Source organism: Streptomyces sp. ML-6, assembly GCF_030116705.1.
In the GTDB taxonomy this organism is placed as follows: Bacteria; Actinomycetota; Actinomycetes; order Streptomycetales; family Streptomycetaceae; genus Streptomyces.
This window is the reverse complement of sequence record NZ_JAOTIK010000001.1, coordinates 985,499-1,001,456: the sequence shown is the minus strand read 5'-3', so window position 1 is coordinate 1,001,456 and position 15,958 is coordinate 985,499. Positions and strand designations below refer to the sequence as shown.

The window sequence follows — 15,958 nt, the reverse complement described above, 5'->3', positions numbered from 1 at the left end:
GAGAGCGCCGTCATGTCCGACCGTGCCTTGCACGCGGTGGAACGCCGTCTGCCCACCGAGGAATCCAGGCAACTCGTCGCGCTCGTCCGCGACATCGCCCAGCGGGAGATCGCGCCCCGGGCCGCGGAGGAGGAAGAAGCGGGCCGGTTCCCGCGAGAGGTCTTCTCCCTGCTCTCCGAGTCCGGCCTGCTCGGACTGCCCTACGACTCCGCCCACGGCGGCGGCGACCAGCCGTACGAGGTGTACCTCCAGGTCCTCGAGGAGCTCGCCGCGGCCCGGCTCACCGTCGGCCTCGGCGTCAGCGTCCACTCCCTCGCCTGCCACGCGGTCGCCGGATACGGCACGAAGGAGCAGCAGGCCGAACACCTCCCGGCGATGCTGGGAGGGGGCCTGCTGGGCGCCTACTGCCTCTCCGAGCCCGCCTCGGGCTCCGACGCCGCCTCGCTGCGCACGAAGGCCGTCCGGGACGGTGACGACTGGGTCCTCACCGGCACCAAGGCGTGGATCACCCACGGCGGCATCGCCGACTTCTACACCGTCCTGGCCCGCACCGGGGTCGAGGGCGCCCGCGGCATCACCGCCTTCCTGGTCCCCGGCGACGCCGAGGGGCTGAGCGCGGCCGCCCCCGAGAAGAAGATGGGCATGAAGGGCTCGCCCACCGCCCAGCTGAACTTCGACGGCGTACGGGTCTCCGACGCACGCCGGATCGGCGAGGAGGGCCAGGGCTTCGCGATCGCCCTGTCCGCCCTCGACTCCGGGCGCCTGGGCATCGCCGCCTGTGCGATCGGCGTTGCCCAGGCGGCCCTGGACGAGGCGCTCGGCTACGCCGCGGGGCGGCAGCAGTTCGGCCGCCCCATCGCGGACTTCCAGGGGCTGCGCTTCATGCTCGCCGACATGGCCACCCAGATCGAGGCGGGCCGGGCGCTCTACCTGGAGGCGGCGCGGCTGCGCGACGAGGGCAAGCCCTTCTCGCGCCAGGCGGCCATGGCCAAGCTGTTCTGCACGGACACGGCCATGCGGGTCACCGTCGACGCCGTCCAGGTGCTCGGCGGGTACGGCTACACCCTCGACTTCCCGGTCGAGCGGCTGATGCGCGAGGCCAAGGTGCTCCAGATCGTCGAGGGCACCAACCAGATCCAGCGCATGGTCATCGCCCGCCACCTCGCGGGTCCCGAGACGCGCTGACCCGCGACGGCCGGTCCGGCCGCACGTGCGTCGTCATGATCCGGTTCCCCTCCTGGTCGTGACGGCCCGGCAGGGTCCGGTCCGTGCCCTCCGGTGGCGCAGCAGGGCCCGGCGGAGGGGCGGATCGGCGAGGTGCGGCCCCGGGCGCGATGCGGAGCGGGGGACACGGGCCGGGGAACCGGCGGTGGACCGGGCTGCGGAAGCGATGATCAGGCAGTCGGTGCGGCGAGGTGACGGCGGGCTTCCCGCCCGGCCGGGGCTCCTTGCCGGGGCGGTGCGTGCCGGTCTCCCGGGCGGTCCGGCCGCGGTGCGCGGGCACCACGCCGGTCGGGCCGTCGTGGTGCGGTGCGGATCGTGCCGGACGGGCCCGGACGTGGCCGGGCCGCCCCGCTTCGGGCGCGGGAGTCGCCGTCAGGCGGCGCTGCGGCGCATCCGCGGCACCCGCAGCGGACGCGAGCCGGGGCCTCCGGCGTGGGAGAACGGCTGCATCCGCCAGTCGAGCCCCTGAGGGAGCGTCAACAGCAGGCCCGTCTCCTGCTCCTGGGTGTCGAGCGACTCGTCGGCGGGCCGCGACAGCGACGCCGGCCGGCCGGTACCGGCGCAGACGGTCAGTACGAACGGATTCCACGGCGTCGGGCACAGCGCGTGCTCGGGCAGCACGTCCTCGCCCGCCGGCAGCGCGATCGGCTGCGAGCAGTCCGGGCAGATCACCCGGTACATCTCGAACGTGTCGTACGCGTCGGGAGCGATGTCCTCGACGGGATCGACAGGCTCCGGCTCGGTGCGGCCGGTGAGCTTCAGGCTCTGCATGGGAAATTCCCCCCTCGGGTGGGCCGACTGGGCGACGTCGCCTCGGCCACACCAAGCACTTCCCGTCGCGCATCGGCCGTAACCGCGAGGTGGGTGGCTACCCATCCGTAAACCTGTGGCATTCGTCACATGCCCGCCGCAGGTGCCCCTTCGCGCGCACGTCCGCTGTCCCTGGAGGGACCCGGGGCAATAGGTTGATCCGTATGGAGGAGCTGGACCGACAGATCGTGGAGTTGCTCGTCAAGGACGGGCGGATGAGCTACACCGACCTGGGCAAGGCCACGGGCCTGTCCACGTCGGCCGTTCATCAGCGTGTCCGCAGGCTGGAGCAGCGCGGGGTGATCCGGGGGTACGCCGCGGTCGTCGACCCCGAGGCCGTGGGCCTGCCGCTCACCGCGTTCATCTCGGTGAAACCCTTCGACCCGAGCGCGCCGGACGACATCGCGGAGCGGCTCGCGGGCGTCCCGGAGCTGGAGGCGTGCCACAGCGTCGCGGGCGACGAGAACTACATCCTCAAGGTGCGCGTCGCCACGCCGCTGGAGCTGGAGCACCTGCTCACCAGGATCCGTTCGCTGGCCGGTGTCTCCACCCGGACCACCGTCGTCCTGTCCACGCCCTACGAGGCCAGGCCGCCGCGGATCTGAGGGAGCCGGACCACGGCCCCCAGGGGGCCGGGCGGTGACTTCCGAGGGGGCGCGGGCCGCGCGGCTCCGGGCAGGCGCGAGACTGGTCCCATGAGCGAGAGCACCGCCCCCCAGAGCGAACACCGCACCGTGCTGCTGCGCGGTGGAGACGTCCACAGCCCCGCCGATCCCTTCGCCACCGCCATGGTGGTCGAACGAGGCCATGTCGCCTGGGTGGGCTCGGAAGGGGCCGCCGACGCCTTCGCGAGCGGCGTCGACGAGGTGATCGACCTCGACGGCGCGCTGGTCACCCCCGCGTTCACCGACGCGCACGTGCACACCACGTCGACCGGTCTGGCCCTCACCGGCCTCGACCTCTCCGGCGCCCGGAGCCTCGACGAGGCGCTCGGCCTGTTGCGCGCGTACGTGGCCGGGCACCCCGGGGACCGGGTCGTCCTCGGCCACGGCTGGGACGCCACGCGCTGGCCGGAGCAGCGCCCGCCGTCGCGGGGCGAACTCGACGCGGCGGCCGACGGGCGCCCCGTCTACCTGCCCCGGATCGACGTGCACTCCGCCGTCGTCACCACCGCCCTGCTCGACCTCGTCCCCGGCGTCACCGGGTTGGTCGGGTACCACCCCGACGCACCGCTGACCGACGCCGCCCACCACGCGGTCCGCGCCGCCGCCCACGGCGCCGTCTCGCCGCTCCAGCGGGCCGGGGCCCAGCGCGCCGCCCTGCGCCACGCCGCCTCGCTCGGCATCGGCACCCTCCACGAGTGCGGCGGCCCGGACATCTCCGACGAGGAGGACTTCGCCGGCCTGCTGAAGCTCGCCGGCGAGCAGGCCGGGCCGCGGGTCCTCGGCTACTGGGCCGAGCGGGTCGCCGACGAGAAGGACGCCCGCCGGATCAGGGAGCTCGGCGCGATCGGGGCGGCCGGCGACCTGTTCGTGGACGGCTCGCTCGGCTCGCACACCGCCTGCCTGCACGAGCCGTACGCCGACGGTCCGGCCGGACACACGGGCACCGCCCACCTGGACGCGGCGCAGATCGCCGCCCATGTCACGGCGTGCACCGGGGCGGGGCTGCAGGCCGGCTTCCACGCCATCGGGGACGCGGCGGTCTCCGCCGTGGTGGAGGGCGTCCGGACCGCCGCCGAGACGCTCGGCCTCGCCCGGATCAGGGCCGCCCGGCACCGCGTCGAACACGCCGAGATGCTCACCCCCGAGACCGTCGCCGCGTTCGCGGAACTGGGCCTGACCGCGTCCGTCCAGCCCGCCTTCGACGCGGCCTGGGGCGGCGAGGAGGGCATGTACGCGCGACGCCTCGGGGTCGAACGGGCCAGGACCCTGAACCCGTACGCGGCGCTGCTGCGGGCCGGGGTGCCCCTGGCCTTCGGCTCGGACAGCCCGGTGACCCCGCTCGACCCGTGGGGCACCGTCCGGGCCGCGGCCTTCCACCGCACGCCCGAGCACCGGATCTCCGTCCGGGCCGGTTTCACCGCCCACACCAGGGGCGGCTGGCGGGCCGTCGGCCGTGACGACGCGGGAACCCTGGTGCCCGGCGCCCCGGCCGACTACGCGGTCTGGCGCACCGCCGACCTGGTGGTCCAGGCCCCGGACGACCGGGTCGCCCGCTGGTCGACCGACCCGCGCTCGGGGACGCCCGGCCTGCCGGATCTCAGCCCCGGCGCCGAACTGCCGGTCTGCCTGCGGACCGTGGTCGGAGGGCGGACCGTCCACGAGCGGCCGAACGAGTGACGTACGGACATTCCGTACCGCGGGCCGCGGCGGGGTCCGTTCCGCCGCGACCTGCGGATCTTCGCTACTGACCAGGCAAGTTCCATAAAGGTCGCAGGTCAGACGGCTATTGACAGAAAGCGCCCACCGGCCGGTAGGTTCGGCAAAGTCCACCAAGGACGTCCGACCGGTCGAACCTCCACGCAGTCGTCGAATGCCGCTGGGTCACGGGGGGCTGTGCCGCACCGGCACAGCGCCACTGACAGCCAGGTTCAGCGTCCGCGCCTCGGGGCGAGGGAAGGTTTCAGCCGGACGGCGGTGCGACCCGGGTGGGGCCCGGACGTTCAGTAGACAACGGCTCTAGGTCGATCCGCAGCCAGCGGGTCCCAGGTCGGCCCGAAGGGCGCTGGGCCCCCACCCGCAGTTCCCCTCCGCAGCCGCGACAGGGTTTCTGTCCTCACTTCCCTCCTTCTGTCCCCGACGCCACCCGGCTACCTGCGACCGGGTCGGCGATCGGCGCCCGCCCGCTGGATATGGTGTGCATCTGCGTACGGACTTAAGGGGCAGTAAGTGAACGACGGCGGTCAGCGGCGGTACGGCCCGCTCGGCAGGATCCTGGTGATCATTCCGACCTACAACGAGGCCGAGAACATCAAGCCGATCGTCAGCCGGGTGCGAGCCGCTGTGCCGGAGGCCGACATCCTGGTCGCCGACGACAACAGCCCCGACGGCACCGGCAAGGTCGCCGACGAACTGGCCGCCGAGGACAGCCAGGTCCAGGTGCTGCACCGCAAGGGCAAGGAGGGGCTCGGCGCGGCCTATCTCGCGGGCTTCCGCTGGGGCACCGAGCACGGGTACGGGGTGCTCGTGGAGATGGACGCCGACGGCTCCCACCAGCCCGAGGAACTGCCCAGGCTGCTCACCGCGCTCAAGGGCGCCGACCTGGTGCTCGGCTCCCGCTGGGTGCCGGGCGGCCGGGTGGTCAACTGGCCCAAGTCCCGCGAGATGATCTCCCGCGGCGGCAGCACGTACTCCCGGCTCCTGCTCGGGCTGCGGACCCGGGACGTCACCGGCGGCTTCCGGGCCTTCCGGGCGGAGACCCTGGACGGCCTGGGCCTCGACCAGGTCGCCTCGCAGGGCTACTGCTTCCAGGTCGACCTGGCCCGCCGGGCCGTCGAGGCCGGCTACCACGTCGTCGAGGTCCCGATCACCTTCGTCGACCGGGAGATCGGCGACTCCAAGATGAGCCGCGACATCCTGGTCGAGGCGCTCTGGCGGGTCACCGCCTGGGGGGTCGCCTCCCGCACCAACCGGGCCCTGGGCCGCAAGGCGATCTGAGCCGGGCCCGCGGCGGCGGCCGCCGGTCCGCCGCCCATGAGTGATCACCCCCTTGTGCCGCCCGCACCGCCGTACAGGCACACTGGGGACCATGACGACCGGCACACCGCCTCCGACCGCCCCCCGGCGCTCTCGCGCCCGTACCCTCGTCCCGCTCGCCGTCGCCGCCTGGGCGGTGCTGGAGATCTGGCTGTTCATCGTCCTGGCCGACGCGGCGGGCGGGATCACCGTGCTGCTGCTCCTGGTGGCGGGGATCGTGTTCGGGGCCGCCGTGGTGAAGCGGGCCGGCCGCCGGGCCTTCCGCAACCTCACCGAGACCCTCCAGCGGATGCCGGGCCGGCCCGGCGCCGAAGCCGAGCCGCCCCCCTCCTCGGGGAGCGAGGGCAACGGCTTCCTGATGCTCGGCGGGCTGCTGCTGATGGTGCCGGGAATGATCTCGGACGCGGTGGGGCTCCTGCTGCTGGTGCCGCCGGTCCGCACGCGGCTGGGCCGGTACGCGGAACGCTCGCTGGAGCGGCGGATGAGCGCCGCGAGCCCAGGCAGCTTCTCCGACGCCTTCCAGCAGGCCCGTATTCACCGGCCGGACGGAAAGGTCATCCAGGGTGAGGTCATCCACCAGGACGAGGCGCCGTCCGACGCGCGGCCCGACGGGAGCCCCCGCCCGCCGCTGACCCCCTGACCGCACCCGCCCGGGTCCGCCGGGTCTCCGCCCGGCCGGGCGGAGACCCGGCGGACCCGGGCGCGGAGGGACGCGACAGAGCCGCGGGCCGCGACACACATCGGTGTCGCGGCCCGCGGCTCTGTGGTGCTGTTGCCCGTGCGGTCAGGCGGACTTCCTGCTGTCCCGCGGATGCACGGCGATGTTCATGGCTCCGGAACGCAGGACCGCCAGCCTCTCGGCCAGCACTTCCTCCAGCTCCTCGCGGGTGCGCCGCTCCATGAGCATGTCCCAGTGCGTACGCGCGGGCTTGCCCTTCTTCTCCTCGGGGCCATCCCCGTCCACCAGGAGTGCCATGGCGCCGCACGCCTTGCACTCCCACTCCGGCGGAATTTCCGCCTCTACCGAGAACGGCATCTCAAAACGATGTCCGTTCTGGCATGCGTACTCCACCGCCTGGCGCGGGGCCAGATCGATGCCGCGGTCCGTCTCGTAGCTGGTAACCACGAGGCGCGTACCGCGGAGAGCTCGCTCACTCATGAATCGTGCCTCCCGGGCTTGTCGCCCACAGGACAGGTGTCGCTGTCGTCGTCATCCGGTCAACGTCCGGTCGGCGGCAAAGATTCCCGTTGCCGGTCTGCGTCGCCCGTCGTGCCGCTGCTTTTTCAGGGGTGGGGTACCCACCAATGCCCGGTTTGTCACATCTGGCGGTAGTTGTCACCCAACGGTTCGGCTTCTCCCACTCGCAGTAACGGTCCTCCGGGCAGGCCAAAGGCGTACACTACCGGCCTTTCACTTCGACGTCTAAATCCGTTCCGGCACGGGATTGCCCGCGGCCGCCACGGCACGCCGGACCGGCACCCTCGCGAGCAGGACGGAACCGAGCGCGAAGAAGACCACCAGCGAGAGGATCGCGTCCCGATAACTGCCGGTCAGCTGGTACGCGAGCCCGAACACCAGCGGTCCCAGCCAGCTCAGGCCGCGGTCGCTCATCTCGTACGCGGAGAAGTACTCGGCCTCCTTGCCGCGCGGCACCAGATGGGAGAACAGCGAGCGCGACAGCGCCTGGCTGCCGCCGAGCACCAGACCGATCGCCGCGGCCAGCGCGTAGAAGAAGGCGGGCTCGCCGGCCGGCAGGAAATAACCGGCGAGCAGGATCAGCGTCCAGACCACGAGCGAGCCGAGGATCGTGCGCTTCGCACCGTACGTCCGGGCCAGCCGGCCCATCCCCAGCGCTCCGGCCACCGCGAGCACCTGCACCAGCAGCACCGCTGTGATCAGCGTCGTCTGGTCGAGGCCCAGCTCCTCCGAGCCGTACACCGACGCCTGGGAGATCACCGTCTGCACCCCGTCGTTGTAGACGAGGTACGCCAGCAGGAAGGAGAGCGTCAGCGGATGGCGGCGCATGTCGCGCAGGGTGGCCAGAAGCTGCCGCCACCCCGAGCCGACCGCCCCCTCGCCGCCCGGCGCCGCCTTCCGGTCGCGCAGTCTGCGCAGGGGCACGATCGTGAAGGCGCCCCACCAGACACCGGCCGAGGCCAGACAGATCCGCACCGCGTCGGACTCGGAGAGGCCGAACGAGTCGTGGGCCGTATACAGCACCAGGTTCAGGACGAGGACGAACGCGCCCGAGGTGTATCCGAAGGCCCAGCCCCGCGAGGAGACCGCGTCCCGTTCGTCGGGCTCGGCGATCTGCGGCAGATAGGCGTTGTAGAGCACCATCGACACCGAGACCGACGCGTTCGCCACGATCAGCAGGAAGGCGCCGAGCAGATAACGGTGGCCGTCCAGGAAGAACATGCCGGTGGTCGCGGCGGCCCCCACGTAGGCGGCGGTTGCGAGCAGCGGCTTCTTCCGGCCCGTGCGGTCCGCCGCGGCCCCCGCGAGCGGCATCAGGATCACCGCGATCACGACGGACACGGAGATCGCGTAGGGGAACAGCGAACCGGCGCGCACCGGGATGCCGAACGGGTGCACGAAGCCGTCGGCGTCGGCGGCGGCCTTGGCGATCGAGGTGAGATAGGGCCCGATGAACACCGTCAGCACGCTCGTCGAGTAGACCGAGCAGGCGAAGTCGTAGAAGTACCAGCCGCGTTGTTCGCGTCTGCGGCTCGCGGCGCCGTCGGACTCCTCGGTCGGTCCGGTCGGCTCCGCGGTGTCCGCGGTCTCGGCGTTCAAGCCGCAACCCCCTCATCTCTCCCCGTGGAGACCCCGCGCGGCGGCATCAGGCCCAGGCTCCCCGCTCGCCCAACACCGCGCGCAGCGTCTCGATGTGATCGGTCATGATGCCATCCACACCGAGGTCGAGGAGCGCCGCCATCCGCTCCGGTTCGTTCACGGTCCACACGTGCACCTGGAGCCCGCGCGCGTGCGCCTCGCGCACGAAGCGGCGGTCGACCACCCGGACCCCGTTCTGGCTCTCCGGCACCTGGGCGCACACCGCCCCCGCCCGCAGCGCCGCCGGTATGCCGTACGAGCGCAGTCGCAGCCCCAGCACGCCGCGGACGCCGTAGGAGGTGGCCAGCCGGGGGCCCGCCAGCCGGTGGGCCCTGGCGACCCTGGACTCCGAGAACGAGCCGACGCACACCCGGTCCCAGGCGCCGGTCCGGCGGATCAGCCCGATCAGCGGTTCCAGGGCGGATCCGGCCTTGATGTCCACGTTCCACCGGGCCTCGGGAAACTCCTCCAGCAGCTCCTCGAAGAGCGGCAGCGGCTCCCGGCCCGCCACCCGGGCCCGGCCCACCTCGCTCCAGGGCAGCTCGGCGATCCGGCCGCGGGCGTCCGTCACCCGGTCCAGGGTGGCGTCGTGGAAGGCCACCAGACGGCCGTCCGACGTGGTGTGCACATCGGTCTCGAAGTACCGGTACCCGGCGTCGGCGGCCCGGCGGAACGCGGCCGCGGTGTTCTCGATCCCGTCCGCCGCACCGCCCCGGTGGGCGAAGGGGATCGTCGCGGGGTGGTCCAGATAGGGGTGGCGTACGGAAGTCACTGCGGAAGTATGGCCTGCCCCGGTGTCCGGTCGGTGACGGCCCCGTCTCCGGGGTCCGGCGCGGACGCGACGGATGCCCCGGCGCGTTCCCCGGCCGGTGCCCCGCCGACCGCGAACAGACGCAGGAAGAGCTGGGCGAGCGGGCCGATGGCCAGGGCGTACAGAACCGTGCCCACGCCGACGGAACCGCCGAGCAGGAAGCCGGTCACCACGACCGCCACCTCCAGCAGGGTGCGCACGAGCCGGACGGAACGGCCGGTGCGCCGGTGCAGCCCGGTCATGAGCCCGTCGCGCGGCCCCGGGCCGAAGCGCGCCGCGATGTACAGGCCCGTCGCGATCCCGTTGACGACGACCCCCGCGACCAGCACGGCGCTCCGCACCACGAGACCGTCCGGCTCGGGCACGAGCGCGAGCGTGCCGTCCATGGCCACGCCGACGGCGAAGACGTTGGAGACGGTGCCCAGCCCGGGCCGCTGCCGGAGCGGGATCCACAGCAGCAGGACGACGGCGCCGACGACGATCGAGACGACCCCGATGGACAGCCCGGTGCGTTCGGCCAGCCCCTGGTGCAGCACGCCCCAGGGCTCCAGGCCCAGGTCGGCCCGTACCAGGAGCGCGGAACTGGCCCCGTACAGCGCGAGCCCGACGTACAGCTGGATCAGCCGACGGGTGAGGAGGGCCCCGCGAGGGGCTGCGGTGACGGACAAGGATGCCCCCTGGTGTGGTGGATGTGGACTGCCGCATGTCACTCTGTGGCAGGGGATTGGCCGCCAACTATGGCCAATCCGAGGAAGGTGGACTGATTTCCATGGCTCAGTGGACCTCGGCGGTGGGGGCGGCTCAGCTCGCCCGGCAGCTCCAGGCGCAGCAGTCCCGGCCCGCCGGGCCGGGCACCCGCCGCCCGCCCGCCTATCGTGCACTGGCCGACGGCATCCGTCTCCTGGTCCTGGAGGGCCGGGTGCCGGTCGCCGCCCGGCTGCCCGCCGAGCGCGAACTGGCGCTCGCGCTGTCCGTCAGCCGCACCACCGTCGCCGCCGCCTACGAGGCGCTGCGGAGCGAGGGATTCCTGGAGTCCCGGCGGGGGGCCGGCAGCTGGACCGCCGTGCCCGCGGGCAATCCGCTGCCCGCGCGCGGTCTGGAGCCGCTGCCCCCGGAGTCGCTCGGTTCGATGATCGACCTGGGCTGCGCCTCGCTGCCCGCGCCCGAACCCTGGCTGACCCGGGCCGTGCAGGGCGCCATCGAGGAGCTCGCGCCGTACGCCCACACCCACGGCGACTACCCGGCCGGGCTGCCCGCCCTGCGGCAGATGATCGCCGACCGGTACACCAGGCACGGCGTCCCGACCATGCCCGAACAGATCATGGTCACCACCGGGGCGATGGGCGCGATCGACGCGATCTGTCACCTCTTCGCGGGCCGCGGCGAGCGGATCGCGGTGGAGTCCCCGAGCTACGCCAACATCCTGCAGCTGATGCGGGAGACGGGCGCCCGGCTGGTGCCGGTGGCGATGGAGGAGGGGCTCGGCGGCTGGGACATGAACCGGTGGCGGCAGGTGCTGCGGGACGCGGCGCCGCGGCTCGCCTACGTCGTCGCCGACTTCCACAACCCGACCGGCGCGCTCGCCGACGAGGACCGGCGGCGGGACCTGGTGGACGCCGCCCGCTCCGCGGGCACGGTCCTGGTCGTCGACGAGACGATGAACGAGCTCCGCCTCGACGACGACGTGCGGATGCCGCGCAGGGTCTGCGCCTTCGATCCGGCGGGCTCCACCGTGCTCACCGTCGGGTCGGCGAGCAAGGCGTTCTGGGCGGGCATGCGGATCGGCTGGGTGCGCGCCGCCCCGGACGTGATCCGCAGCCTGGTCGCCGCCCGCGCCTACGCCGACATGGGGACGCCCGTCCTGGAACAGCTCGCGGTCAACTGGCTGATGCGCACCGGCGGCTGGGAGGAGGCCGTCCGGCTGAGGCGCGAACAGGCGCGGGAGAACCGGGACTCGCTCGTCGCCGCGGTCCGCCGGGAACTGCCCGACTGGGAGTTCTCCGTGCCGAGCGGCGGTCTCACGCTCTGGGTGCGCACCGGCGGCCTCTCCGGTTCCCGGCTCGCGGTGGCCGGCGAACGGGTCGGCATCCGGGTACCCTCCGGCCCCCGCTTCGGGGTCGACGGCGCCTTCGAGGGGTACGTGCGGCTGCCGTTCACGGTCACCGGGCCGGTGGCGGACGAAGCGGCGGTCCGGCTCGCGGCGGCCGCGCAGCTGGTGGGGTCGGGCGCGGGCGCGGGGGTCGAGACGCCGCGGACGTTCGTCGCCTGACCGGGCCGGGTGGGCCGGGACGGGGCGCGGGCGGGGCCGGTCCGGCGACCGGCCCCGCCCGGCCCGGTCAGTCGACCGCCTCGGCGGCAACGGCGGCGGTCATGGTGCGCGGCAGCACCGGTTCCGGGACGCCTTCCGGGACGCCCGGCCCGGCGTTCGCCGCGTCCGCCCCGGCCGGCGCGTCCGGCGCGGACTCCCCGGCCCGGTCCTGCCGCTCCGGGAGCAGGCAGAGCACCGACTGCCGCTGTGCCTCGCCGGTCGCCTCGTCGTAGGGGTCGGGTGTGGCGGGCACCTGGAGCCGGAGCACCGGACCGGTGCCGAGCCGGGCGTAGCCGCGGCCGGCCGGGACCCCGGCGGGCGGGGTGGTGGGGGGTTCGGCGCCGAGCACCGTCCCGATCTGCTCGGGGGAGCAGTGGCCGAGCACCACCCGGGCCCGGGTGTGGGCCAGGACGGTCCCGCCGAGGGAGTCCAGTCCGTCGAACTGGTCGGCCAGCACCACGGTGACGTTGGCGGCCCTGCCGTGCCGCAGCGGCACCTGGAGCAGCTCCCACGGATCGGCCCTCTTCTCGGCGGCGGCCAGGTGGCCGAGCACGCCGGGCCGGTCCAGCAGGAGCCACAGCGGGCGCCTGACGTCTTCGGGGGCGGGGTGGCCGGCCTGCCGGGCCCGGTTCGCGGCGAGCAGCCGCCGCTCCGTCTCGTGGGCCGCCCACTCCAGGGTCGCCGACGCGCCGGCCGGGCTGCACTCCAGGGCCAGCACGCCGTCGCGTCCGGCCAGGAAGGCGTACTCGCCCGTTCCGCCGCCCTCGACGATCAGGACGTCGCCGTGCTGGAGCGCCTGGAGGGCGATGGAGCGCATCAGGGTCGTGGTGCCGCTGCCGGGCTGTCCGACGACCAGCAGGTGCGGCTCGGTGGAGCGGGCGCCCGTCCGCCAGACGACCGGAGGCGCGTCGCGCATCGTGTCGCCGTCCTGCACGGGGACCGTGCGCTGCACCGCGTCGTCGTCGGTGAAGCCCAGCACGGTCTCGCCGGGCGCGGTCACGAACCGCTGGGCGCAGATCGAGGTGGGCAGGGGGGCGAGGACCTCCATGACGAGCCGGTTCGCCTCCTCGTCCCAGACGAAGCGGTACTCGCGGCCGCGACCGGACTTGGTGTGCAGCAGCTGCTCGATCCGGGCCCGGGAGGCGGCCTCGCTGTCGGTGAAGTGGGCGGGGTACGTCACCTGGAGGCGGGTCAGCCGTCCGTTGTCGTCGAACCGGTACGCGTCGAGGACCTTCGCCCAGTCGCCGCCGTGGGCGAACAGCGGCTCGGGGTCGTCGGGCACGGAGAAGTACGGCACGAGCGCCTCGTACAGGGACCGGAGCCGGGTGGTCTCCGCCTTGTCGGGGCCGGTCTTCACGGGGGTCCGCTCCCGCCCCGCCCAGGCGGCGGCGCCCATCACCGTGACCAGGGCGATCAGCCCCCCGTACGGCATGAGCGCGAACGCCAGGACGCAGGCCGCGACGAGGAACAGCGTGGGACCCCGCCGGTCCTTGGGCGTCGCGGCCCATCTCTGCCGTCCGGTGCCGGCCAGCAGCCGCAGACCACGGATGACCGTGAACAGCGGATGGAGGACGTCGGTGGCGTTGTCGGCGGCCGTGCGCGCGAACTCGCGACTGCGAGTGATCGAGGCGCTGCCGCTGCTCAGAATGCGGGGAAGTGGTCGCCGGGCCACGTCTGTCTCCTGAAGGGGTGGGAGCGGTCGAGGAGGGTCAGAACTTGATCCCGCCCAGGAGGCCGGCCAGGCTCGCGCCGCCCGCGGTGATGCTCGGGGCGATGGCGGTGCCCGCCAGGTAGAAGCCGAACAGGGCGGTGACGAGGGCGTGCGAGGCCTTGAGGCCGTCCTTCCTGAAGAACAGGAAGACGATGATGCCGAGAATGACGACGCCTGACATGGACAGGATCATGAGAGGTTCTCCTGGTTGGGGGGACGGTCACCATGAGTCCTTCCAGGTTCACCGGAAGTATCCATGCGGTAAAAGCTGCATTCGGGTGAAAAGTCGTTATTTTCACTTGAATGGCCGCAGGATGGTTTCGGTGAAGCGGAATGCGTGGCGGGGGGTGCCGCGTTCGATTCCCCGTTCCGGGTGGGCCGGTCCGTCCGGCCGGGCGGGCAGTACCCTGTCGGTTCATTCGTACGGCCTTCACGGCGTGCGTCCAGGCGGTTCGGCGGCAAGTCGGGACCGGAAAACGGAAGGCGGCCCCTCTGATGAGCGAAACCCCCGATCCCGAGGTGATCGAGCTGGCGACGAAGGTCTTCGACCTCGCTCGCCGCGGTGAGACGGAGACGCTCGCCGCGTACGTCGACGCCGGCGTGCCCGCCAACCTCACCAACGACCGCGGGGACTCGCTGCTGATGCTCGCCGCCTACCACGGGCACGCCGCCGCGGTCACGGCCCTCGTCGCCCGCGGGGCCGACCCGGACCGGGCCAACGACCGGGGCCAGACGCCGCTCGCCGGCGCGGTCTTCAAGGGCGAGGACGCGGTGATCGAAGCACTCCTCGCGGCGGGGGCCGACCCGGCCGCCGGAACGCCCTCCGCCCTGGACACGGCCCGCATGTTCGGCAAGGCCGACCTGCTGGAACTCTTCGGCTCCCGCTGACCGGGTACGTCGTAAATGTGGTCGCGGTGGCGAAATGGCTGGGTCATCATGACGTCGCGGGCCCTGGTTCGGGCCACCGACGAGAGGCAGAGGAAGATGGTCTACACCAAGCAGAAGACGGCGGTCGGCCGATCATGTCGCTGCGCGGCGTAGTGCCCACCCGGCACTTGGAACTGCACAGTCCCGGTTGCGTCGACAGCTTGATGTGAGGCTCTTTCCATGTTCGATCCGTTCATAGCGCCGAGCGGCACCCTGCTCGGCCTGCTGCAGAGAGGCCGCGGCGACGGCACGCTCCACGCGCTCGCCGCACCGCGCCCCGAGGCCCTGGCGGCTCTCAACCACTGCGTCCTGAGCGACCCGCGTCACGACTGGCAGGTGGAGAACCGCTCCCTCTACTACGCACGCCTGTACCTCGACCTCGACGGCGGCATCGAGGAGATCGAACGGCACCTGTGCGGTCCCGACGACCACCTCGACACCGACGACTCGCGCACCGGCCTGGCCCTCTCCGTGCTCGGCCACCTCGCCTCGTACGGCCGGGAGGACGCCCTGGCCCTGCTGCGGCGGTACGCCGCGACCGGTGCCAACTGGGCCTGGGCCCTGGACGAGCTCGCCCTGCGCGACGACGACGCGGGACTGCGCGCCCTCGCCGTACCCGTCCTCGGCAGGTTCCCGGACACCGAGGAGGGCGCCGCCGAACTGGCCGCCACCGTTCGGGACGCCTACGAGCCCCGCCCCTGGCGGCTCTGGGCGGACGACCCGCGCGAAGCGGTCGGCGGCCGGGTCAGGGCCGCATCGGAACGAGGCTCGTTCGACCGCTGGCAGCGCCAGATGCGACCGGGCGGCCCCCGCCCCGGCTGGAGCGTCCAGGCCGTCTTCGACTGGGCCCAGCAGGGACACGAGCGCGGCAGCGCCCTGCACGTGCCTGCCGCCCGCTGCCTCAACGCCGTCGCGGGCCCCGAGGACCGGGTCGCCATCCTCGAGGCCGCCCGCAGCGGCCCCGACGGCGCCCGTTGCGCCGCCCTGCATTACCTGGCGGAGGCCAGGGACCCGGCCGTGCTCGATCTGATCGAGACCGGGGCGGCCAGCCCCTCGCACACCGTCGCCGAGGCGTCCGTCGCCGCCTTCGAGCGGATGTGCGGCGAGGCGGCCGTGGACCGGGCCCGGCGCTGGGCCCGGCGGCCCGACGCGCTCGGCGCCTCCGCCGCCGGGGTGCTCGCCTGCCGGGGCGGCGCCCAGGACACCCCCCTGGTCCTCGGCGCGCTCCGCGAGGCCGTACGGGGCGAGGGACCGGACACCCCGCGGCTGTGGACCCTCGTCGACGGCGCGGGCCGGCTCGGCATCGCCTGCGCCGCCCCCGTGCTGCGGCACGTCTACCGGGAGACGTCCTCGTCGCACCTGCGCGGCCGGACGGCCCGCGCACTGGCCGCCACCGATCCCTCCTTCGCCACCGGATTCGCCGTCGAATGCCTGTGGGACTGCGAGGAGACCACCCGGGAGCTCGCCGCGCTGCACGCGGAGACCGGCGACATCAAGGTCGCCGAACGCCTGCGCCGTCTCGCCGCGGACCCGGCCGAGGAGGCCGAGGTGCAGACGGCGGTCCGCAGCCGGATCGGACCCGACGCCCCCGCGGTCTGACCGCGCGGGGCGCGGCCCCGGCGTCCGGACGTAC

The 15,958-nt window shown here is 73.4% G+C and carries 15 protein-coding genes; 8 read left to right on the top strand and 7 right to left on the bottom strand.

Going from position 1 to position 15,958, the window contains the following annotated elements:
• Positions 1-12: 12 nt before the first annotated feature.
• Positions 13-1,185 carry an acyl-CoA dehydrogenase family protein gene (locus OCT49_RS04345; RefSeq protein WP_283850572.1) on the top strand — a complete coding sequence of 391 codons (1,173 nt, stop codon included), beginning with the start codon at positions 13-15 and terminating at the stop codon, positions 1,183-1,185.
• A 411-nt stretch (positions 1,186-1,596) separates the two neighbouring features.
• On the opposite strand, the gene OCT49_RS04340 is transcribed toward OCT49_RS04345, so the two are convergent.
• On the bottom strand, positions 1,597-1,995 hold the full coding sequence (locus OCT49_RS04340; RefSeq protein WP_283850571.1) for a hypothetical protein: 399 nt from the start codon (positions 1,993-1,995) through the stop codon (positions 1,597-1,599).
• A gap of 203 nt (positions 1,996-2,198) precedes the next feature.
• On the opposite strand from OCT49_RS04340, the gene OCT49_RS04335 reads away from it, so the two are divergent.
• From OCT49_RS04335 to fxsA, 4 genes are all read left to right on the top strand, one after another.
• Entirely contained in the window at positions 2,199-2,639 is a 441-nt protein-coding gene (locus OCT49_RS04335; RefSeq protein WP_014044761.1) for an Lrp/AsnC family transcriptional regulator, read from the top strand.
• A gap of 90 nt (positions 2,640-2,729) precedes the next feature.
• Positions 2,730-4,376, top strand: a complete 1,647-nt coding sequence (locus tag OCT49_RS04330; RefSeq protein ID WP_283850570.1) for an amidohydrolase — start codon at positions 2,730-2,732, stop codon at positions 4,374-4,376.
• Positions 4,377-4,925: 549 nt separating this feature from the next.
• Complete coding sequence (locus OCT49_RS04325) at positions 4,926-5,693, top strand: polyprenol monophosphomannose synthase (protein WP_283850569.1); 768 nt, start codon at positions 4,926-4,928, stop codon at positions 5,691-5,693.
• A 91-nt stretch (positions 5,694-5,784) separates the two neighbouring features.
• The gene (fxsA, locus tag OCT49_RS04320) at positions 5,785-6,372 is read left to right on the top strand and encodes an FxsA family membrane protein (protein ID WP_283850568.1); all 588 of its coding nucleotides are present in this window, start codon (positions 5,785-5,787) and stop codon (positions 6,370-6,372) included.
• A gap of 144 nt (positions 6,373-6,516) precedes the next feature.
• On the opposite strand, the gene OCT49_RS04315 is transcribed toward fxsA, so the two are convergent.
• The 4 genes from OCT49_RS04315 to yczE form a co-directional block, all read right to left on the bottom strand.
• Positions 6,517-6,891, bottom strand: a complete 375-nt coding sequence (locus OCT49_RS04315) for an RNA polymerase-binding protein RbpA (protein ID WP_007262928.1) — start codon at positions 6,889-6,891, stop codon at positions 6,517-6,519.
• A 264-nt stretch (positions 6,892-7,155) separates the two neighbouring features.
• Positions 7,156-8,529, bottom strand: coding sequence for an MFS transporter (locus OCT49_RS04310; protein WP_283850567.1), 1,374 nt, complete (start codon positions 8,527-8,529; stop codon positions 7,156-7,158).
• A gap of 46 nt (positions 8,530-8,575) precedes the next feature.
• Positions 8,576-9,340: a glycerophosphodiester phosphodiesterase family protein gene (locus OCT49_RS04305; protein ID WP_283850566.1), complete on the bottom strand. Its 765-nt coding sequence runs from the start codon at positions 9,338-9,340 to the stop codon at positions 8,576-8,578.
• A complete protein-coding gene (gene yczE / locus OCT49_RS04300) occupies positions 9,337-10,047 on the bottom strand; it encodes a membrane protein YczE (protein WP_283850565.1) in 711 nt (236 codons plus the stop codon). Before yczE ends, OCT49_RS04305 begins: the two co-directional genes overlap by 4 nt.
• Positions 10,048-10,148: 101 nt before the next feature.
• On the opposite strand from yczE, the gene OCT49_RS04295 reads away from it, so the two are divergent.
• Positions 10,149-11,648, top strand: coding sequence for an SCO1417 family PLP biosynthesis transcription factor (locus OCT49_RS04295; protein WP_283850564.1), 1,500 nt, complete (start codon positions 10,149-10,151; stop codon positions 11,646-11,648).
• A 67-nt stretch (positions 11,649-11,715) separates the two neighbouring features.
• On the opposite strand, the gene OCT49_RS04290 is transcribed toward OCT49_RS04295, so the two are convergent.
• Both OCT49_RS04290 and OCT49_RS04285 read right to left on the bottom strand, forming a co-directional pair.
• Complete coding sequence (locus OCT49_RS04290; protein WP_283850563.1) at positions 11,716-13,359, bottom strand: P-loop NTPase family protein; 1,644 nt, start codon at positions 13,357-13,359, stop codon at positions 11,716-11,718.
• A 37-nt stretch (positions 13,360-13,396) separates the two neighbouring features.
• Positions 13,397-13,591 carry a hypothetical protein gene (locus OCT49_RS04285; protein ID WP_018103962.1) on the bottom strand — a complete coding sequence of 65 codons (195 nt, stop codon included), beginning with the start codon at positions 13,589-13,591 and terminating at the stop codon, positions 13,397-13,399.
• A 302-nt stretch (positions 13,592-13,893) separates the two neighbouring features.
• Between OCT49_RS04285 and OCT49_RS04280 the strand changes: the two genes are divergently transcribed.
• On the top strand, positions 13,894-14,286 hold the full coding sequence (locus OCT49_RS04280) for an ankyrin repeat domain-containing protein (RefSeq protein WP_283850562.1): 393 nt from the start codon (positions 13,894-13,896) through the stop codon (positions 14,284-14,286).
• Positions 14,287-14,505: 219 nt separating this feature from the next.
• Positions 14,506-15,924: a HEAT repeat domain-containing protein gene (locus OCT49_RS04275; protein WP_283850561.1), complete on the top strand. Its 1,419-nt coding sequence runs from the start codon at positions 14,506-14,508 to the stop codon at positions 15,922-15,924.
• Positions 15,925-15,958 lie beyond the last annotated feature (34 nt).